The following is a 19885-nucleotide window of genomic DNA, read 5'->3' on the forward strand; positions in this document are numbered from 1 at the left end:
CATGGCCCCCACCCGCAACGACGACGTCGACTGGGACAGCTGGCCCGTCCAGGACTACCTCGGCGAGAACTACCGCGAGCTGCATCCGTCCGACGCCGCGGTCATCGCCCACCACTCCGCCTTCTACCGGCGGTTCGGCCGCGCGAGCGCCGCGTGCTCCCTGGAGTTCGGGGCGGGACCCAACCTCTATCCGCTGATGATGGCCGCCGCCGCGAGCCGCCGCATCGACGCCGTCGAGGCGAGCGCCGCGGGTGTCGCCTATCTGACCCGGCAGCTCGAAGGGGCCCCCGACGAGAGCTGGCTGCCCTTCCACGCGCTGTGCCGCCGCCTCAACCCCGAGCTGCCGCCCACGCTCGCGGAGGCGCTCGCGGGCGTGCGTGTGGTGCACGGCGACATCCGGGCGCTGCCCCCCGGCACGTACGACATCGCGTCGATGAACTTCGTCGCCGAGGGCGTCACCGAGGACTTCGCGGAGTTCACGGACTTCTGCCACCGCTTCGTGCGCTCGGTCGCGCCGGGCGGCCGTCTCGTCGCGGTGTTCATGGAGAACATGCCGACGTACCGCATCGGGCCCGCGTCGCGATGGCCCGGCTGTCCGGTGAACCCGGCCGTGATCACCAAGGTGTTCGCCCCGCTCACCGAGCACCTCGTGGTCACCCGGATCGACGCCGATCCCACGCTGCCGGACTACGGGGACTCCGGGATGGTGCTGCTCACGGCGGCGAGGCAGGCGTGACCAGCACCCTCAGGCGCCCGCCCGCTGCAGCGCGAACGCCGTCTCCACCAGCGCGATGTGGCTGAACGCCTGTGGTGCGTTCCCCAGTTGGCGGTGGCTGTCCGGGTCCCACTGCTCCGCCAGCAGGCCCACGTCGTTGCGTACGTCCAGGACACGTTCGAAGGTCTCGCGCGCCTGAGAGAGCCGGCCGGTGGCGGCCAGCGCGTCGGCGTACCAGAGGGAGCACGCCACGAACGTGCCCTCGGAGCCACGCATCCCGTCCACGTCGGTGGCACCCCGGCCCTCGTGCCCGTACCTGCGCACGAACCCGTGATGGTCCAGGGCCCGCATCGCCCGTACGGTGTCGTGCACCCGCGCGTCGTCGGCGGGCAGGAAGCCGACCTTGGGGATCAGCAGGGCCGACGCGTCGAGGGCGGGCGACCCGTAGGACTGCACGAACGTCCGCCGTTCCGCGTCCCACCCCTCGCGGCACACCTCCCGGTGCACCGCGTCCCGCATGGTGCGCCACTCCCCCGCGGACTCGTTCCTGCCGAGCATCTCGCCCATGCGCAGGGCACGGTCGGCCGCGACCCAGGACATGACCTTGGAGTGGACGAACTGCCGCCCCGCGCCTCGGACTTCCCACAACCCCTGGTCCGGCTCGCGCCAGTGGTCCCGCAGGTGGCTCATCAGGGATTCCACCAGGCTCCACAGGTGGGGCTGCATCGGGATGCCCGCCCGCAGCGACAGATAGAGCGTGTCGAGTACCTCGCCGTAGACGTCCAGCTGGAGCTGACCGGCCGCGGCGTTCCCGAACCGTACGGGCCGCGAGCCCTCGTAGCCGGGCAGCCAGGGGGCCTCGGCCTCCGGCAGCCGCCGCTGTCCCTCCAACCCGTACACCGCCTGGAGATCGGCGGGGCCGCCCGCCACGGCACGCACCAGCCAGTCGAGCCAGGCGGTGGCCTCGTCGCGGTAGCCGCTGCGCAGCAGGGCGGAGAGGGTGAGCGTGGAGTCGCGCAGCCAGCAGAAGCGTTGGTCCCAGTTGCGTTCGCCGCCGACACACTCGGGGAGCGAGGTGGTCGGTGCGGCGACGATGCCGCCCGTGGGCGCGTAGGTGAGGGCCTTCAGCGTGATGAGCGAGCGGGTGACCGCTTCCCGCCAGGGGCCCTGGTAGCGGCACTGGGCCGTCCAGCGCCGCCAGAAGTCGCCGGTCGCCTTCAGCGCCGTCTCCGCCGGGACCCTCAGGGGCTCGGGCGGTTCGGGCAGGTGCGAGGGGGCCCAGACGAGTTGCAGCGTGAGGCGCTGGCCCGCCGCGACGGTGAAGTCCAGGGCACTGGAGTCGCGGACGGCGGGGTCGTGGGCGGTGGCGTCGTGGAGGCCGCTGCGGATCTCCATCGGGCCGTCGGCGCTCAGCCAGAGGGAGTCGGGCCCGGCCACGGCGACCGTGCAGTGCTCCTGGGGACGCACCCACGGCACGACGCGGCCCTGGTTGAACCGCGGCCGCAGTTCGCTGCGCATGGCCACGGCGCCGGACAGGCCCTCGACGACGCGCACGATGCAGGGCAGCCCCGCGCGCGGAGGCATGAAGTCCGTGACGCGCACGGCACCGGTGGGGCACTCCCAGTGGGAGTCCATGACCAGGGTGTCCTTGCGGTAGGCCCGCCGGGTGCACGGTCCCGCGCCGACGGGGGAAACCCGCCAGAATCCGTTGTCCGCCGTGCCGAGCAGCGCGGCGAAACAGGCCGGGGAGTCGAAACGCGGCAGGCAGAGCCAGTCGATCGACCCGTCCCTGCCGAGCATGGCAGCGGTTTCCAGGTCGCTGATGAGGGCGTAGTCCTCGATGCGAGCATTCATGATCGAGTCACGCCGTCGTGCACATTGCCGCCCTTCCATTGTACGGCGGACATGCCCGTCGGGCCTGGGCTCGGAGCCCGCCGACCGGCTCGCCGCTCAGGCCCCCGCCCTCGGCACCACGAGACCCGACTCGTACGCGGCGACCACCGCCTGGGTGCGGTCGCGCAGCCCGAGTTTCCCCAGCACCCGGCTCACGTGGGTCTTCACGGTCTCCTCGCTGACGTGCAGCCGTCCGGCGATCTCCGGATTGGACAGGCCCTCCGCGATCAGCCGCAGCACCTCGGTCTCGCGCGGCGTGAGGGCGTCGACGCGGGCCGTGGGTCCGGTGGGCGGTGCGGGCCGCAGGCGGGCGAACTCCGCGATGAGCCGGCGGGTCACGGTGGGTGCGAGGAGCCCCTCGCCCGCGGCCACCACGCGCACCGCGTCGAAGAGCCGCTCCGCCGTGACGTCCTTGAGCAGGAACCCGGCGGCGCCCGCGCTCAGCGCGTCGTACACGTGCTCGTCCAGGTCGAAGGTGGTGAGGATCAGCACGCGCGTGCCGGTCCCGGCGAGCCGCCCGGTCGCCTCTATGCCGTCCATCACCGGCATGCGCACGTCCATCAGGACCAGGTCGGGAAGGAGTTCCCGGCAGAGCTCGACGGCCCGCGCGCCGTCGGCCGCCGTGCCGACGACCGTGAAGTCGGGCTGGGTGGCGAGGAGTCCGGCGTATCCGGCGCGTACGACCTCGTGGTCGTCGGCGATGACGAGGCGCAGCGGCGAGGGGCTCGGAGTGTTCATGCGGCATGCTCCCTCGCCGGCGCGGGGAACGTCGCCTCGATGAGGAAACCCCCGCGCCGCGCGGGCCCGGCACGCAGCTCGCCGCCGACCATCGCCGCGCGCTCCCGCATGCCGACCAGGCCGTGCCCCTCGCCGAGTCCTTGCGAGGTGTGCGGGCTGGGTCCGTTGTCGCGCACGCGCAGGCGCAACGCGTCGTGGCTGTAGCGGAGTTCGACGTCCACAGCGGCGCCGGGCGCGTGTCTCCGGGTGTTGGTGAGGGCCTCCTGCACGATGCGGTACGCGGTGAGTTCGAGGCCGGGGTCCAGGGGTCGCACCGGCCCCTCGACGATGAGGCGCACGGCGGCGGCCGAGGCGTCGCGGGCCTCGTCGACGAGTTCGCCGAGCTGCCGCAGGCCCGGCTGGGGACGGCGGTCCGGCGTGCCGCTCCCCGCGTCCTCGCGCAGCACTCCGAGCAGCCTGCGCATCTCGGTGAGCGCCGTGCGGGCGGTGTCGCCGATGGCCAGGAAGCGTTCGGCGCCGACGGTGGGCAGGCCCGGCGTGGTCAGCCGGGCCGTCTCGGCCTGGACCGCGATCATGGAGATGTGGTGGGCGACGACATCGTGCAACTCCCGTGCGATCCTGGCCCGTTCGCCCCGCGCGACGTGCTCGAGGAGGGTGTCCGCGACGACCTGTTCGGCCGCGCTGTTCACGAGGGCCGTGTCACGCGCCCGCCGGGCGAGTCCGGTACCGGCGGCGACGGTGGCGCACACCGCCGTGAGGACGGCGAGGAACCGGTCCCCCGCCGATCCTGCCGGAGCGGCGACGGCGTACGCGACGAAGGGCAGCGGGAGAAGCGCGGCCAGGTACCTCGGTCCCCGGCACCCGGCCTGGTGGAGCGAGACGAGCAGCGCGCAGAGCCCGGCGCCGGTCAGCACGTGGAACGGCGCGAGGGAGAGCGCGCCCGCCCCTGCCGCGAGGACGGCCGCGGCGGCGACGAAGCCCCGGGACGCCCTTGGGACGGCGAGGGAGGGCGCCCGGTTCGGGGACACCGGCGCCGCACCGCTGAAGCCTCCGGCGCGCGTGCCGCTCCGGCGCGGGATACCGCGGCGCGGGATACCCGGGCGCGGGACACCGCCACGTACCGCACCGCGACGCCCGGCCGAGGCCGACGGCGTGAGCTCGCCGCCCGCGAGCACCGCGACCGGCAGTGTCGTTCCCAGCGCGAGCGCCAGGGCAGGCGTCAGCGGGACCTCGCCGTCCACGCGCAGCAGCACCTCGCTCACGGCGCCGAGGGACAGGAGCGCCGCGGCCACGACCGGGGTCTCCGGGCGGCGCACGAGGCGGCCGTACCGCACGAAGCGGCCGGGCGCCCCGCCGCGACCGAAGCCGGCTCCGGAAGATCTGGCCCTCACACGTGTCCCCTCACGCGTCTCATTGTCACCGGCCCGAGGCCCGACGGAGTCCCTCACGTGAGGGATACGAATACGGCTCCACGGCGTGACGACCCGCGGGCACGGCCTGTCTAGCCTCGTTTCTCATGGATGGCATCACAGCAACAGCCGATGGTGGCGAAGCGACCATCGAAGTGCGCGGACTGCGCAAGCGGTTCGGCTCGGTCACCGCCGTGGACGGCCTCACCTTCACCGTCTCGCCGGGGCAGGTCACGGGCTTCGTCGGGCCCAACGGCGCGGGCAAGTCGACCACCATGCGCATCATCCTCGGCCTGGACTCCGCGGACGAGGGCACGGCCCTCATCGGCGGCCGTCCCTACGGGGCGCTGCGTACGCCCCTGCTGGAAGTGGGGGCGCTGCTCGACGCGACCGCCGTGCACCCCAGCCGCCGGGGCCGCGATCACCTTCTGTGGATGGCGCATTCGCATCGGCTGCCCGTGCGGCGCGTCGACGAGGTCCTCGAACTCGTCGGGCTCGGGCAGGCCGCGCGGCGCAGGGCGGGCGGGTACTCGCTCGGCATGCGCCAGCGCCTCGGCATGGCGGCGGCGCTGCTCGGCGATCCGCCCGTGCTGCTCCTCGACGAACCCGTCAACGGCCTCGACCCGGAGGGCATCCAGTGGATCCGCGGCTTCCTGAGATCCCTCGCCGCCGAGGGCCGCGCCGTGCTCGTGTCCAGCCATCTGATGAGTGAACTCCAGGACACCGCTGACCACTTGGTGGTGGTCGGCCGCGGGCACGTCATCGCCGACACGAGCGTACGGGAGCTGCTGGCCGCCGCGTCGGGCGACCGGGTCGAGGTGCGGACGTCCGACCGGACGACGGCGATGACCGTGCTCGCGGGCGCGGGGGCGAGTGTCGCGGCCACCGGGCGCGACACGCTCACCGTCTCCGGTCTCGAAGCGGAACGGGTCGTGGAGCTGCTCGGCGGTGCCGGTGTCCCCTTCTCCGGGGTCGCCGCGCACCGGGCCTCACTCGAAGAGGCGTACATGGAACTGACCAGGCACGACGTGGAGTTCGCCGCCGAACATCCGGTCGAGGGGAGCAGCCGATGACCACCACCGAGACGCCACCTCGCGGGCGGCCGGGCACGGTCGTGGCCGGCCGCGACGGCTTCCCGCAGCTCCTTCGCGCCGAGTGGACCAAGCTGCGTACGGTGCGCCGCTGGGGCCTGACACTGCTGGCCGCGGTCCTGGTGACCGTACTGATCTCGCTGTTCTCCGCGTCCAGTTCGGGCCTCGAGGTCGCGGGCGGTGGCTCGTCCGCGCCCACCGGCCCCGGCGGGGTGGCCATCCGCGACGACTTCACCTTCGTGCACCGCACGCTCCCCGCGGACGGCAGCATCACCGCACGGGTGACGGGACCGGCGGGCGTGCGCCCCGACCGGGCTCCCGCGTGGGCCAAGGCCGGGGTGATCGTCAAGGAGAACACCGAGAGCGGTTCCGACTACGCGGCCCTGATGGTCACCCCGGGGCACGGCGTGCGGTTCCAGAGCCACTTCACCGGCGACGTCGCCGGGCCGGCCGTGTCTGCGGACAAGGCGACCTGGCTGCGGCTGACCCGGTCGGGCGTCACCGTCACGGCGTACACGTCGGCCGACGGCCGCGGCTGGCGGAAGGCCGGCACGGCCGAACTCGACTCCGGCGCGGGCGCGGTCCCGGTCGGACTCTTCGTGGCGTCACCCGACGTGCGGTCCATGACACGCGAGTTCGGCAACGTCTCACACGACGACGGCCCCTCGCGCTCCACGGCGCGCTTCGACGAGGTGACGGTCAAGGGCGGTGCGAGAGGCGCCGACTGGGAGCTGACCGACGTCGGGCGGACCGGCGGCGGACGAGGCGAACCGAGCCCCCCGCCAGGCGCGCGGCAAGGCGAACTGGAGCGCTCCGGCGGCACGTTCGAGCTCACCGGCTCCGGCGACATCGCCCCCGGCACCCCCCTGCAGCCCGACCTCGTCGCCGCCTCCCTGAACGGCTCCCAGCTCGGTCTCGTCCTGATCGCCGCGCTCGGCGTCCTGTTCATCACCTCGGAGTACCGGCGCGGCATGATCCGGACCACGTTCGTGGCCAGTCCGCGGCGCGGCCGGGTCCTCGTCGCCAAGGCCGTGGTGGTGGGCGCGGTCGCCTTCGCCGCCGGGCTCGTCGCGAACCTCGCCTCGTTCCTGCTCAGCATGCCCGTACTGCGCGAGAACGGTCACAAGCCGCCGCTGTTCCCCGAGTTCTCCCTTACCGACGGCCCGGTCGTGCGCGCGGTGCTCGGCACCGCGGCCCTGCTCGCCCTGGTCGCCGTGCTCGCCCTGGCGCTCGGCGCGCTGCTGCGCAGCACCGCCGCCGCGATCACCACCGTCGTCGTGGTGATCGTCCTGCCCCTCGTCCTGGTGAGCATGCTGCCGCTCGGCATGTCGCAGTGGCTGCAACGGCTCACGCCTGTCGCCGGGTTCGCGATCCAGGAGACGACACCGCGCTACGACCAGGTGGCGAGCCTCTGCCTCCCTGAGGACGGCTGTTACCCGCAGGGCCCGTGGCCGGGCTTCGCGACGCTGGCCGCGTACGCCGTCGTGGCGCTCGGCATCGCGGTGTGGAACGTGCGGAAGCGGGACGCGTGAGGGGCGCCGGAGTCCGCGCGGGAGACCGCCGCGCACTCGGCACGGTGCATGCCGAGTGGACCAAGCTCCGTACGCTGCACAGCACTTGGTGGCTCCTGTTCGCCGTGGTGGCCCTGACCCTCCTCGCGGGCGCGGCCACCACCGCGTCGCTGACCTCGGGGGACTGCCCGGTCCCGGCCGACTGCCACGAGGACACCGTGAAGCTCAGCCTCACGGGCGTCTGGCTCGGCCAGGGCGCGGTCGTCGTCCTCGCGGTGCTCGCGATGAGCGGTGAGTACGGCACGGGCACCATCCGTACGTCGCTGACGACGGAACCCGGCCGCGTCCGGCTGCTCGCCTCCAAAGCCCTGGTGCTGAGCGCGCTGACCGCGGTGGCCGGTGCCGTCGGCGTGCTCGGCTCGCTCCTCGCCGGGCGGATGCTGCTCGCCGCCGACGGTTTCGCGACACCGGGCCTGACCGACGGCCCGACGCTGCGCGCGGCCGTCGGCACGGTCCTCTACCTCACGCTCACCGCCCTGACCGGCCTCGGCGCGGCCACCGCGCTGCGTGACACGGCGACCGCCGTCACCTCGGTGCTCGGCCTCTTCTACGCCTTCCCGCTGCTGGCGGGGCTGCTCGCCGATCCCGACTGGCAGGAGTACGCCCTGCGGGCGTCCCCCGCGACGGCCGGGCTCGCGATCCAGGCGACCGTCGATCTCGACCGGCTGCCGATCGGGCCGTGGGCGGGCATCGGGGTGCTCGCGGCGTGGGCGGGGGCGGCGCTCCTCGCGGGTGGAGTGGTGCTGCGGGCGCGGGACGCCTGAGGCCGCGTACACCATGTGCAACGGCCATGGACAGCCCACGAGCCGCTGTGATCTCATCCGTCCGGGCGGATCGATCGACCTTCGGCGTGGATCGGTGGACCTTCCACGCCGGTGGGCGGGCGATCCCCGCGTACGGCGGGTGACCGGCCACCACCGTCCTGGCCCGCGCGCTCGTGGGCCGGTCATCGCACGTCTCCGCTCAGGCCCGAAAGACCCCCACACATGCAGAAGACCAAGTCCGCCCTCTGGGAATTCCTCCAGGGCCTCGGCAAGACGTTCATGCTCCCGGTGGCCCTGCTCGCGTTCTGCGGCATCATGCTGGGCATCGGCTCGTCGCTCTCCAGCGAAGCCGTCACCGAGAACCTCACCTTCCTCCAGGGCGAGGGCTTCCACCTCGTCTTCACGTGGATGGCGAGCACCGGCCTCGTCGCCTTCAAGTTCCTCCCCGTGATGTTCGCGATAGCCATCCCGCTGGGCCTGGCCCGCGAGGACAAGGGCGTCGCGGCCTTCTCGGGCTTCGTCGGCTACGCCGCGATGAACCTGGCGGTGAACTTCTACCTCACCGCCAAGGACGTGGACCTGGAGGACGAGAAGGCCATCGCCCACTACGGCATCGCCGACGTGATCGGCATCCAGTCCATCGATACGGGACTGCTCGGCGCCGTAGCTGTTGGCATCGTTGTCAGCGTGCTCCACCAGCGCTTTCGTGCCCAGCGGATGCCCGACGCGCTCGCCTTCTTCGGCGGCCTGCGGTTCGTGCCGATCATCTCGACGCTGGTGCTCAGCCTGCTCGGTCTGCTGATCCCGCTGGTGTGGCCGACGTTCAACGGCTGGATCACGGACCTCGGGCGCGCGATCGGTCACGCGGGCGTCTTCGGCCCGTTCTTCTTCGGCATGGGAGAGGTGCTCCTCCGGCCGATCGGCCTGCACCACATCCTCGTCGCCATGTTCCGCTTCACGGATGTCGGCGGCTCCGGCGCGGTCTGCGGCGACCAGGTCTCCGGCGCGCTGAACCTCTTCTACGCCCAGCTCAACTGCGCGACCCCGCCCGGTGACGCGGTCACCGACGCCACGCACTTCCTCTCCCAGGGCAAGATGGCCGTCTACCTCGGCGGGCTGCCGGGTGCGGCCCTGGCGATGTACCACTGCGCGAACAGGAAGATGCGCCCGGAGATCAAGGCGCTCCTGGTCTCCGGCGTCGTCGCGTGCGTCGTCGGCGGCATCACCGAACCGCTGGAGTTCCTCTTCCTGTTCATCGCTCCGTGGCTGTACCTGATCCACGCCGTCCTTGTCGGCCTCGGGTTCCTGACCGCCGCCGTCCTCGGGGTGTTCATCGGCAACACCGACGGCAACGTCATCGACTGGCTCGTCTTCGGCGTGCTGCAGGGCACGACCACGAAGTGGTACCTGATCCCCGTCATCGCCGCGGTGTGGTTCGCCGGCTACTACTTCCTCTTCCGCTGGGCCATCACGCGCTTCGACCTCAAGACGCCGGGACGGGACGAGCCGGTGGCGGAGGAGGCGTCCGCCGAGGGAAAGGCCGCGGCTCCGCGTGAGCTGATCGCCGGGAAGTACGACGCCTTGGCGATCTTGGAGGCGATCGGTGGAGCCGGGAACATCCAGACCCTCGACAACTGCATCACGCGCTTGCGCATGACGGTCGAGGACGCCGAGCAGGTCGACGAAGCACGCCTCAAGAAGCTCGGTGCGGTCGGTGTCATCAAGCTCGACGCGCACAATGTGCAGGTCATCATCGGCCCGCAGGTGCAGTCGGTGAAGGATGCGATCGCCTCGCTGTCCAAGGTGGGCTGACATGTCCTACGACTTCGACACCCCGATCGACCGGCACGGCACGTGGTGCACGCAGTGGGACTACGTCGAGGACCGCTTCGGCGTCCCTGACCTGCTGCCCTTCACCATCTCGGACATGGACTTCGAGACGGCACCCGCGGTTCTGGCGGCCCTCCGCGGCAGGCTCGACCACGGCGTGCTCGGCTACTCCCGCTGGCGGCAGACGGACTTCCTGTCCGCGATCGTCGGCTGGTACGGCGCACGCCACGCGACCGAGGTGGCCCCGGAGTCGATCGTCTACGGCCCGTCCGTGATCTACCAGATCTCCCAGCTCCTACGCCTGTGGTCCCGCCCGGGCGACGGCGTCGTCGTCCACACGCCGACGTACGACGCCTTCCCCAAGACGGTGGCCGCGCACGAGCGGCGTCTGCTCGGCTGCCCGCTCGGCGACTGGGCCGAACTGGAACGGCTCCTTGCCAAGCCGGACACGGCCGTCCTGCTGCTGTGCTCACCCCACAACCCCACCGGCCACGTCTGGACGGAGGCCGAGCTGGACCGCACCGCCGCTCTGTGCGCGCGGTACGGCGTCGCGGTGATCAGCGACGAGATCCACTCGGACCTCGCGCATCCGCCGTACGTCCACCGCCCGTGGCCCCTGCACGGCGCGCGCGAAGGGCGCTGGGCGGTGGTGACGTCGGCGTCGAAATCCTTCAACATCCCGGCTCTGACAGGCAGTTACGGCATCATCGCCGAACCGGCCACGCGCGACGCGTACCTCCGCAACCTCAAGGAGGCCGACGGCCTGTCCTCTCCGGCGGTGCTCTCGCTGGTCGGGCACATCGCGGCGTACCGGCAGGGCGCCCCGTGGCTGGACGCCCTGGGCACGTACCTCCGCGGCAACCTCAGCCTGGTCGCCGACCGCCTCGACGCGGCGTTCCCCGAGCTGAACTGGACCCCGCCCCAGGCGGGCTACCTGGCCTGGATCGACGTGAGCCCGCTCGGGGTGGACGACGAGGCACTCCAGCGCGAACTGATCGACACGCAGAAGGTGGCGATCATGCCCGGCACGGCATACGGCTCCCCCGGCCACCTGCGCCTGAACGTGGGCTGCCCTCGGGAGAAGGTCGAGCGGGGAGTCACGGCGCTGGTGGAGGCGGCACGGGCGGTCCAGCGCGGGCACGCGGCCGGCTGAGGCGTGAGGCCGGTCCGGTATGCGCAGGTCAGGACGGTCTCCCAAGGGCTGAACGCCGTGTTCCGTTGGTACAGTCGCGAGGTTCGCACCTCGTACCCGGGAGACCCGCGCCATGGCCGTCGACGAACTCGACACCCGCATTCTGCGGCTCCTCCTGGAGCAGCCACGCACCAGCGTCCGTGAGTACGCGCGCGTGCTCGGGGTTGCCCGCGGCACCCTCCAGGCCCGGCTCGACCGGCTGGAGCGGGACGGGGTGATCACCGGGACCGGGCCTTCCCTCTCGCCCGCCGCGCTCGGGCATCCCGTGCTCGCCTTCGTGCACATCGAGGTCACGCAGGGACATCTGGACGAGGTGGGCAACGCGCTCGCCGCCGTGCCGGAGATCATCGAGGCGTTCTCGATCACCGGCGGCGGTGATCTCCTGACCCGCGTGGTGGCCCGGGACAACGGCCACCTGGAGGACGTCGTCCAGCAGCTGATCCAGATGCCGGGCGTGGTCCGCACCCGTACGGAGATGGCGCTGCGCGAGCGCGTCCCGCACCGGCTGCTCCCGCTCGTCGAGTCGATCGGCAGGGCCTCCGCCGAGCAGCGTTGAACTGCGGCTTTGGCATGCTGGAGGGCATGAGCATCTTCGGCGGCACCTCGGTCATCTTCGATCTCGACGGCACTCTCGTGGACAGCGAGCCGAATTACTACGAGGCCTCGCGCGAACTGCTCGCCGAGCACGGCGTCGCCTACAGCTGGGCCGACAACGAGCGGTATGTGGGCATCGGCACCCAGGAGACCCTCGCCACGTGGAAGGACCGGTACGGCATCGGCGTACCGGTGGCCGAACTGCTCTCGGAGCTCGACCGTCGCTACCTCGCACTCGCTCGCGCCGACACACACGTCTTCCCCGAGATGCGGAAGTTCGTGGAGCGGCTGCACGGTGCCGGGGTGCCGATGGCCGTGGCCTCCGGGTCGTCCCGTGCCGCCATCGAGGCGATCCTCGCGGGCACCGGGCTCGACGCGCTCCTGACCACCGTCGTCTCGGCGGACGAGGTCGCGCACGGCAAGCCCGCGCCCGACGTGTTCCTGGCCGCAGCCGCGCTTCTCGGCGCGGACCCGGCCGACTGCGTGGTCCTGGAGGACGCCGCTCCGGGCGCGGTCGCGGCGCACGCGGCGGGCATGCGCTGCATCGCGATCCCGTACGTCACCGCCCATGCCGACGAACCGGCGTTCGCCTCGGCGGGGCTGCTGCTGCGCGGCGGGCAGGCCGAGTTCACGGCGCAGGCGGCTTGGGACCACCTGGTCGCCGCGACGCGTACGTGAGCGCGGCGCGTGGAAGGGCCGCCCCCCCCTGAGCGGGCGCGGCACCAGGCAGTTCAGCGTGGGTTCTCGACTCCGAGCAGGTGCAGGAACATGGCGGTCACATCGCGGACGGCCGCCTCGTACGTGTCGGGGGCGGACGCCGTGAGCCGGGCGAACTGGATGCTCATGCCGCCGACCGCGCGGGCCACGGCGAGCGGATCGGCGACCGGCCGGGCCGTGCCCTCGGCCGCGAGTCGGCGGATGTAGCGGGCGGAGCGGTGGATGGGGCGTTCCTGCGTCTCCTCCCACAGGGCGCGGACGTCCTCGTCGGTCTGCGCCTGCTGCTCCAACAGCCTGAGCAGCGGCAGGTGTCGGGCGTACGCGGCGATGAACGCGGCGGTCGATGCCTCGACCACCTCACGGGCATCGTCGCGATCGACGCCCGGCACGTCCTGTGCGGCGAGGAACGCGTCCCGTACGCGCACCGCGAGGACGCGGAAGATTTCCTCCTTGGACGCGAAGTACACATAGAAGCCCGCCCGCGAGACCTCCGCCTCCGTGGTGATGTCGGCGATGGTCGTCGCGCCGTACCCGCGCCGCGCGAACACGGCCTCGGCGGCGTCCAGGAGGCGTCCGCGGGCCGGGGCGTCGCTGCGGTCGCGGGCGGTGCGGGTCGCCCAGGGCTGGTGTCGTCGTGCCACGCGGCGAGCTTATTGACGTTGACGCCAATGTCAATGTCAATGAGCATGGCGGCGCCGGATACCTCAGGAGGGCTTCATGGGTTCTGCCGCCGTGCTCGTCGCCAATCGCGGGGAGATCGCCGTCCGCGTCCTGCAGGCCGCCGCGGAGGCCGGCCTGCGCACGGTCGCCGTGTACGCACAGGACGACGCCGCCGCTCGGCACGTACAACTGGCGGACGAGGCGCAGCCGTTGGGGGGCACAGGCCCGGCCGCGTATCTGGACGCGGACGCGGTGCTGGCCGCGGCCCGCCGTTCCGGCTGCGAGATGCTGCACCCCGGTTACGGATTCCTGAGCGAGGACGCGGAGTTCGCGGGGCGCTGCGCGGAGGCGGGGCTGCGGTTCGTGGGGCCGTCCCCCGAGGTGCTCGGCCTGTTCGGCGACAAGGCACGCGCGCGTGCGCTCGCCGTACGGCTGGGGGTGCCTGTCCTCGCGGGCACACAGGGGCCGACGAGCCTGGCCGATGCCTCCGCCTTCCTTGCCGGACTCGGCCCTTCGGGCGCGGTGATGGTGAAGGCCATCGGTGGCGGCGGAGGGCGCGGCATGCGGGCCGTGCGGCACCCCGACGAGCTGGCGGACGCCTGGGAACGCTGCCGCTCGGAGGCCTTGCAGGGCTTCGGGCGCGCGGAGTTGTACGTGGAGGAGCTGCTGACCGGCGCCCGCCACATCGAGGTCCAGATCCTGGGCGACGTGACCGGCGACATCACTCACCTCTGGGAGCGCGACTGCAGCGCCCAGCGCCGACACCAGAAGCTCGTCGAGGTCGCTCCGGCACCCGGACTCTCCCCGCCGCTCAGGGAGAAACTCGTGTCCGCGGCCCTGCGGATGGCCCGCGCGTGCGGGTACACCGGCCTCGGCACCTTCGAGTTCCTGCTTCTCGGCGAGGAGTTCCACTTCATCGAGGCCAATCCCCGCCTCCAGGTCGAGCACACGGTCACCGAGGAGGTGACGGGCGTCGATCTGGTGGTGACACAACTGCGCCTGGCCGCAGGCGAATCGCTCGCGGCGCTCGGCCTCGCGGGCCCGCCGCCCGAGCCGCGCGGCTACGCGCTCCAGGCGCGCGTCAACGCCGAGTCCCCGGCGCCGGACGGCACCGCCCTCCCCTCCACCGGCACGCTCACGCGCTTCGACGTGCCGACGGGCCCGGGGGTGCGCGTGGACACGGCGGCGCGCAACGGGGCGGAGATCGGGGCGCGTTACGACGCGCTGCTCGCCAAGGTCATCGTGCACGCGCCCCATGGGGACTTCGCCGCGGTCTGCGAACGCGCGTCCCGCGCCCTGGCGGACTTCGCCGTCGAGGGTGTACGCACCGGGATTCCCCTCCTCCGTGCGCTGCTCGCCCATCCGGGCTTCACCGCGGGTGGCGCGCACACCGGCTTCGTGACCGAGCACGTGGCGGAGCTGCTGCCGGACGAGGTGGCGCCGCGGGTGCCGACGGACGACGCGACCGTCACCGCGCCCATGACGGGGACCGTCGTCACCGTCGACGTGGCGGTGGGCGAACAGGTGCTTGCGGGGCAGCAGTTGCTCGTGCTCGAAGCGATGAAGATGGAGCACGTCCTGCGCGCGACCGTCTCAGGAACGGTGACCGCCCTGCACGCGCACGTCGGCGGCACGGCGGCGGAGGGGCACCCCTTGGTCACGGTGGAGGCGTCGGCGTCGGGCGAGGCGGCCACGGCACTCGCCGAGGAGACCACGGATCCGGACGCCATCCGTCCCGACCTGGCCGAGACCCTGGCCAGGCATGCGATCGGTCTGGACGCCCAGCGCCCCGAAGCCGTCGAGAAGCGCCACCGCATCGGGCGGCGCACGGCACGCGAGAACATCCAGGACCTGTGCGACGAGGGCACGTTCACGGAGTACGGCGCCCTCGCGATCGCCGCGCAGCGCCGCCGCCGCTCCCTCGACGACCTGATCGTCTCGACGCCCGCGGACGGCATGGTCACCGGCACAGGACGGGTCGACGGTGTGCGGTGCGTGGCGATGTCGTACGACTACACCGTCCTCGCCGGCACCCAGGGGCATCAGAACCACCGCAAGACGGACCGGATGCTCCAGCTGGCCGAGGAACGGCGGCTGCCCGTGGTGCTGTTCGCGGAGGGCGGTGGCGGCCGCCCCGGGGACACCGACACGACGTCCGTCGCCGGGCTCGACGTGCCGACGTTCCATCAGATGGGGCGGCTGAGCGGTCGCGTTCCCCTGGTGGGCGTCGCGTCGGGCCGGTGCTTCGCGGGAAACGCGGCTCTGCTCGGCACCTGTGACGTGGTGATCGCGACGCCGGAGGCCAGCATCGGAATGGGCGGACCGGCGATGATCGAGGGCGGCGGCCTCGGCGTGTACCGCCCCGAAGAGGTCGGCCCTCTGTCCGTCCAGGTGCCCAACGGCGTGGTGGACGTCGCGGTGGCCGACGAGGCGGAGGCGGTGCGGGTCGCTCGCAAGTACCTCGCCTACTTCACGCACGGCGCGAACGACGCGTCCGCGCAGGGAAGTTGGGAGGCGGCCGATCCGAGGCTGCTGCGGCACGCGGTCCCGGAGAACCGGCGTCGGGCCTATGACGTGCGGGCCGCGATCGAGGGGATCGCCGACACGGACTCGGTCCTTGAACTGCGGCGCGGTTTCGGCGTGGGCATCCTCACGGCGCTCGTACGCGTCGAGGGCCGGCCGATGGGGCTGCTCGCCAACAACCCCGGGCATCTGGGCGGGGCGATCGACCGTGACGGGGCCGACAAGGCGGAGCGCTTCCTGCGGCTGTGCGACGCGTTCGGGCTCCCCGTCGTCTCCCTGTGTGACACGCCGGGCTTCATGGTCGGCCCGGACGCCGAACGGACGGCGACCGTACGGCACTTCTCCCGGCTCTTCGTGACCGGCGCCCAGCTCCGTGTCCCGCTGGTCAGCCTGGTGCTGCGCAAGGCGTACGGCCTCGGCGCGATGGCCATGATGGGCGGCTCCACCCGCGCGCCCGTGGCCACGGCGGCGTGGCCGAGCGGCGAGTTCGGCGGGATGGGCCTGGAGGGTGCCGTCCGGCTCGGCTACCGCAAGGAGCTGGCCGCGATCGCCGATCCGCAGGAGCGGCAGCGGGTGTTCGACGCCCACGTGGCCGAGCTGTACGAGCACGGCAAGGCGGTGAACGCCGCAGCCGCGCTGGAGATCGACGCGGTCATCGACCCGGCGGAGTCGAGGAGTTGGATTATTGCCGCGCTGGAGGGGGCGGCTGAGCCACGGCCGTGAAGCAACGGACGAAGCTCGGTCGCGAGCCCGTCGGAGACCCCGCCACCGACCCCGCCACCAGCCCCGTCAGTACATGATCCCGACGAGGCCGTCCCCCTGCTCGGCGCAGACGAGTCCGCCCGCGCAGCAGGCGCCCCAACTGCCGGATCCGGGGCCGAAGAGGGTCACCCGTTCCCAGTGCTCCGCCGTCGGCCTGCCCCGTGAGAGGCGAAGGCCGAGCTCGCCCACGGCGACATCGGCGGGCGGCGGCCCGCCGGACGCCGCGGTGGCCCCGGGCAGTACGGCCACGATCTCCGCGGCGGGATAGCCGAAGAGGTCGATGTCGTCCCAGGCCACCGGAGTCGCCTCCGGGCGGTCCGGCCGGGCCCGTGCCTGGATCTCCACGCGGGCGAGCCGGTCGGTGACGCCGGGACCACCGCCGCCGAAGCCCAGGACGACGCCGTCGAGCTCCGCGTCGAAGTTCCACTCGGGCTCGAAGAGGAGACCGCCGAGCCAGGCGTCGTGCGCGTGCCGGAGCTCCGTGTACTGATCCAGGGTCAGTCCCATGCACTGCCGGTGGTGCGTGACCTTGTCGGGCGGCAGCAGTTCGAGGACCTCGCCGGGTGTCATCCCGAACTTCAACAGCCCGGCGCCGCCCGGCAGTTCTACGCCGACTTCTCGCAACAACTCCAACATTGCACCATTGTTCACCCGTTGACCCAGGTGGCAAGGCTGTTGACGAGATCGCACAGAAACCGGTTGCGCGGGCGGCGGCGGGCGCCGGGTTCAGCGGCGGTCAGGACTGGGGGCGGCTGCCGTGGTTGGCCGCGTGCTTACGGCGTGCCTTCTTCTTGCGACGTCGCTTCGATGACATGCGCTTCCCCTCTCGCCGGGTATGCCAGGAGTGGCATTTCAGGTGTTTTCCACCGTTCCATACGCCACCCCGCGCGGCGACTGGGACGCCCCACGAGCACGCATGCAAACACAATGTTCACCACGAAACGTTGACAGCATTACGTGTGCCCCCCACGCTGGACGGCATGACATCCACTCCCGGGCAGGACCCCGCCGAGACCGACCCCTTCAGCCCGACGCACCCGGACCAGGTGCGTGCGGGCCGCGCCCCCGCCGCCCTGTTCCGCATCGCCGAGCGCCACGCGGCCACCGACGAGCAGCGTCGCCGACAGGTCCACGCCACGATCGTCGGCCCGTACGAGGCGGCACGGCTCGTGACGTTCCTGCTGACCGGAGTCGCGGATCGCGCGGAGGGCGAGCCGGAAGTGGACCACGCGGACATCACCGCGGCGCTGACGCTCATGCCGATGGCACGGGGCGAGATGGACCAGGTGGAGGCCGGACTCCTGCAGATGGCGCGTGGCCGCGGGATGACCTGGCCGGAGATCGCCTTCGGCCTCGGCCTCGGCACCCCGCAGGCGGCCAGGCAGCGCTACGAACGGCTGGTCGGCCGTGCGGCGATCGCCGACCCGGACGCCACACCCCCCAGCCCCTGAACCCCTGAGCCCCGCCGGCGAGGCGGCAGCCCGACCCCCGCGCGGCGCCCTGCCGACCCCTCACGCCCCCGCGCCCGCGTGCCGGAGCCACACGTAGCCGACGGGTTGCGGAATGTTCCACTGCGCGGCCAGGGCGGGGTCGACCGGCAGGAATCCGGCCCCCCGATAGCAGCGCAGGGCGGTGGTGTTCGCGGGGTGGACGCGCATGAAGATCTCCGTGTATCCGGCCCGCAGTGCCTGCTCGGCCAGTCCCCGCACCAGTCTCCGCCCGAGCCCTCGCCCACGGGCGCCCGGCGCCCGGCGCCACGATGACCCGGGCGAGTTCCGCCTCGCCCTCCTCCTCGTCGCACCACACCTCCCCGTAGCCGAGGAGCGTCTCGCTCCCGACCAGCACATAACCCCGTACGTCCGGATCCTCCTGCCATCCGGCCACCACCTGCGCCGCCACGGGGAAGTCACGCGACCCGCACCACAGGGCGACCTCGGCGGCGGAGGCCGGCCAGCGCGCCACCGTGGCCGCTTCCGCCACGGCAAAGGGTCGAAGCTCCATGTACGATCGCTCCCGCCATGCAGATGAATGCCAACTACACCAGTCTCGTCGCGGTCGGCGACTCCTTCACCGAGGGCATGTCGGACCTGCTGCCCGACGGCAGCTACCGCGGCTGGGCGGATCTGCTCGCCGCCCGGATGGCTGCCGCCTCCCCCGGTTTCCGGTACGCGAACCTCGCGGTGCGCGGAAAACTCATCGGCCAGATCGTGGCCGAGCAGGTGGACGTCGCGGCCGCCATGCAGCCGGACGTGATCACTTTGGTGGGCGGCCTCAACGACACGCTGCGCCCCAAGTGCGACATGGTCCGCGTCCGTGACCTCCTCGAAGAGGCCGTCGAACGCCTTGCCCCCGCCTGCAAGCAGCTGGTCCTGATGCGCAGTCCGGGCAGGAACGGCCCCGTGTTCCAGCGCTTCCGCCCGCGCATGGAGGAACTCTTCGTCCACATCGACGACTTGGCGGCACGGCACGGCGCCACGGTCGTGGACCTGTACGGATCGGCCGCGCTCGGCGACCAGCGCATGTGGGACGTGGACCGGCTGCACCTGACGGCCGAGGGCCACCGCAGGGTCGCCGAAGCGGTGTGGCAGGCCCTCGGCCAGGACCCCGAGGACGACTGGCAGGCCCCGCTCCCGGCCACCGCCCCACCGAACTGGACGGCACGCCGCGTGGCCGACATCCGCTTCGCCAGGCAGCACCTGGCTCCCTGGATCGCCCGCCGCCTCACGGGCCGCTCCTCCGGCGACGGCCTCCCGGCCAAGCGGCCGGAGCTGCTGCCCTACGAGGACCCCCGGTCGTAGGTCCGGACGGTCGGGCGGGCGATCGCGGCTCGGGCTACGTGCTCTCCCTCGCCGTGTCCGCGAAGTGGGCCAGGCCTTGGGCGAGGGCTTCGACGGCTCGGTCGAAGGCCTGTATCTGCTCCTCGGTGACGGTCGCCGGTTCCGTGAGCGCGGTCCACCGGGTGAGGAGCGTCAGCGGCTCGGCGACCAGGTCCGTCGTGCGTACCGCCTGTCGGTAGACCCGGCGGGGGCCCGCCAGCATCAGGACCGCGTGCCGCGTGATGAGCTCGCGGTACTGGGCGTCGATGTCCGCGGCGCGGGCCCTTGCGGTCGCCGCGTCGAGCGGCTCGTAGAGGTGGTTCGGGCCCGGCCGGAAGTGCCGGCTGACGTCGATGAGCGCCATGCGGATCTGCGCCACCAGCGTGAGGTAGGCCAGGCACGCTTCCTGCCGGGCCTTGTTCTTGTGCAGACGGGACGCCGACACCGCCGTGACCAGCGCCGCGGCCCCGGTGGCGATCGCCCCCACGGCCGCGCCGAGAATGGCCGTCAGCCCTTGATCCATCCCTCGCCCCCGTGAAGTTCCCCGCCACGCCCCAGGCAGCAGGCGTCACAGCATAGGTCGGCGCGGGTGGGCCGCCCTCAGGAGCGG

General features: G+C 72.4%; 18 protein-coding genes. 11 read left to right on the forward strand and 7 right to left on the reverse strand.

The annotated features are described in order from the left end of the window. Nucleotide 1 precedes the first annotated feature (1 nt). Nucleotides 2-736, forward strand: coding sequence for a class I SAM-dependent methyltransferase (locus ACWGIH_RS27110; RefSeq protein ID WP_453451075.1), 735 nt, complete (start codon nucleotides 2-4; stop codon nucleotides 734-736). Between the two features lie 9 nt (nucleotides 737-745). On the opposite strand, the gene ACWGIH_RS27115 is transcribed toward ACWGIH_RS27110, so the two are convergent. From ACWGIH_RS27115 to ACWGIH_RS27125, 3 genes are all read right to left on the reverse strand, one after another. Continuing rightward, nucleotides 746-2569, reverse strand: a complete 1824-nt coding sequence (locus ACWGIH_RS27115; RefSeq protein WP_453451074.1) for a glycoside hydrolase family 15 protein — start codon at nucleotides 2567-2569, stop codon at nucleotides 746-748. Nucleotides 2570-2665: 96 nt separating this feature from the next. Then, nucleotides 2666-3346: a response regulator gene (locus tag ACWGIH_RS27120; protein WP_453451073.1), complete on the reverse strand. Its 681-nt coding sequence runs from the start codon at nucleotides 3344-3346 to the stop codon at nucleotides 2666-2668. After that, complete coding sequence (locus tag ACWGIH_RS27125) at nucleotides 3343-4737, reverse strand: sensor histidine kinase (protein ID WP_453451072.1); 1395 nt, start codon at nucleotides 4735-4737, stop codon at nucleotides 3343-3345. Before ACWGIH_RS27125 ends, ACWGIH_RS27120 begins: the two co-directional genes overlap by 4 nt. A 125-nt stretch (nucleotides 4738-4862) precedes the next feature. On the opposite strand from ACWGIH_RS27125, the gene ACWGIH_RS27130 reads away from it, so the two are divergent. The 7 genes from ACWGIH_RS27130 to ACWGIH_RS27160 all read left to right on the forward strand — a co-directional run bounded on the left by ACWGIH_RS27130 (nucleotide 4863) and on the right by ACWGIH_RS27160 (nucleotide 12475). Next, entirely contained in the window at nucleotides 4863-5828 is a 966-nt protein-coding gene (locus ACWGIH_RS27130; RefSeq protein ID WP_453451071.1) for an ABC transporter ATP-binding protein, read from the forward strand. Next, on the forward strand, nucleotides 5825-7378 hold the full coding sequence (locus ACWGIH_RS27135; RefSeq protein ID WP_453451070.1) for an ABC transporter permease subunit: 1554 nt from the start codon (nucleotides 5825-5827) through the stop codon (nucleotides 7376-7378). The genes ACWGIH_RS27130 and ACWGIH_RS27135 overlap by 4 nt, the downstream gene beginning before the upstream one ends. Further along, entirely contained in the window at nucleotides 7375-8181 is an 807-nt protein-coding gene (locus tag ACWGIH_RS27140) for an ABC transporter permease (protein WP_453451069.1), read from the forward strand. Before ACWGIH_RS27135 ends, ACWGIH_RS27140 begins: the two co-directional genes overlap by 4 nt. A gap of 222 nt (nucleotides 8182-8403) precedes the next feature. Further along, a complete protein-coding gene (gene malX, locus ACWGIH_RS27145; protein WP_453451068.1) occupies nucleotides 8404-9993 on the forward strand; it encodes a maltose/glucose-specific PTS transporter subunit IIBC in 1590 nt (529 codons plus the stop codon). A 1-nt stretch (nucleotide 9994) separates the two neighbouring features. After that, complete coding sequence (locus ACWGIH_RS27150; protein WP_453451067.1) at nucleotides 9995-11164, forward strand: MalY/PatB family protein; 1170 nt, start codon at nucleotides 9995-9997, stop codon at nucleotides 11162-11164. A 112-nt stretch (nucleotides 11165-11276) separates the two neighbouring features. Continuing rightward, nucleotides 11277-11759, forward strand: a complete 483-nt coding sequence (locus ACWGIH_RS27155) for an Lrp/AsnC family transcriptional regulator (RefSeq protein ID WP_453451066.1) — start codon at nucleotides 11277-11279, stop codon at nucleotides 11757-11759. A gap of 26 nt (nucleotides 11760-11785) precedes the next feature. Beyond that, nucleotides 11786-12475 carry an HAD family hydrolase gene (locus tag ACWGIH_RS27160; protein ID WP_453451065.1) on the forward strand — a complete coding sequence of 230 codons (690 nt, stop codon included), beginning with the start codon at nucleotides 11786-11788 and terminating at the stop codon, nucleotides 12473-12475. Between the two features lie 53 nt (nucleotides 12476-12528). On the opposite strand, the gene ACWGIH_RS27165 is transcribed toward ACWGIH_RS27160, so the two are convergent. Beyond that, on the reverse strand, nucleotides 12529-13155 hold the full coding sequence (locus ACWGIH_RS27165) for a TetR/AcrR family transcriptional regulator (protein ID WP_453451063.1): 627 nt from the start codon (nucleotides 13153-13155) through the stop codon (nucleotides 12529-12531). Nucleotides 13156-13231: 76 nt separating this feature from the next. Here ACWGIH_RS27165 and ACWGIH_RS27170 point away from each other — a divergent pair, with 76 nt between their 5' ends. After that, nucleotides 13232-16420 carry a carboxyl transferase domain-containing protein gene (locus tag ACWGIH_RS27170; RefSeq protein ID WP_453451062.1) on the forward strand — a complete coding sequence of 1063 codons (3189 nt, stop codon included), beginning with the start codon at nucleotides 13232-13234 and terminating at the stop codon, nucleotides 16418-16420. A 66-nt stretch (nucleotides 16421-16486) separates the two neighbouring features. Here the strand turns inward: ACWGIH_RS27170 and ACWGIH_RS27175 are convergent, their stop codons facing one another. Then, complete coding sequence (locus ACWGIH_RS27175; RefSeq protein WP_453451061.1) at nucleotides 16487-17095, reverse strand: hypothetical protein; 609 nt, start codon at nucleotides 17093-17095, stop codon at nucleotides 16487-16489. Nucleotides 17096-17439: 344 nt separating this feature from the next. On the opposite strand from ACWGIH_RS27175, the gene ACWGIH_RS27180 reads away from it, so the two are divergent. Then, nucleotides 17440-17910 (forward strand): DNA-binding protein, encoded by a 471-nt coding sequence (locus ACWGIH_RS27180; protein WP_453451060.1) that lies wholly within the window; start codon nucleotides 17440-17442, stop codon nucleotides 17908-17910. Nucleotides 17911-17970: 60 nt separating this feature from the next. Here the strand turns inward: ACWGIH_RS27180 and ACWGIH_RS27185 are convergent, their stop codons facing one another. Further along, complete coding sequence (locus ACWGIH_RS27185; RefSeq protein ID WP_453451059.1) at nucleotides 17971-18306, reverse strand: GNAT family N-acetyltransferase; 336 nt, start codon at nucleotides 18304-18306, stop codon at nucleotides 17971-17973. A gap of 171 nt (nucleotides 18307-18477) precedes the next feature. On the opposite strand from ACWGIH_RS27185, the gene ACWGIH_RS27190 reads away from it, so the two are divergent. Next, on the forward strand, nucleotides 18478-19257 hold the full coding sequence (locus ACWGIH_RS27190; RefSeq protein ID WP_453451058.1) for an SGNH/GDSL hydrolase family protein: 780 nt from the start codon (nucleotides 18478-18480) through the stop codon (nucleotides 19255-19257). A 34-nt stretch (nucleotides 19258-19291) separates the two neighbouring features. Here the strand turns inward: ACWGIH_RS27190 and ACWGIH_RS27195 are convergent, their stop codons facing one another. Continuing rightward, nucleotides 19292-19798, reverse strand: a complete 507-nt coding sequence (locus tag ACWGIH_RS27195; protein WP_453451057.1) for a hypothetical protein — start codon at nucleotides 19796-19798, stop codon at nucleotides 19292-19294. Between the last annotated feature and the right edge of the window lie 87 nt (nucleotides 19799-19885).

This window comes from Streptomyces sp. NPDC054872 (assembly GCF_053610705.1).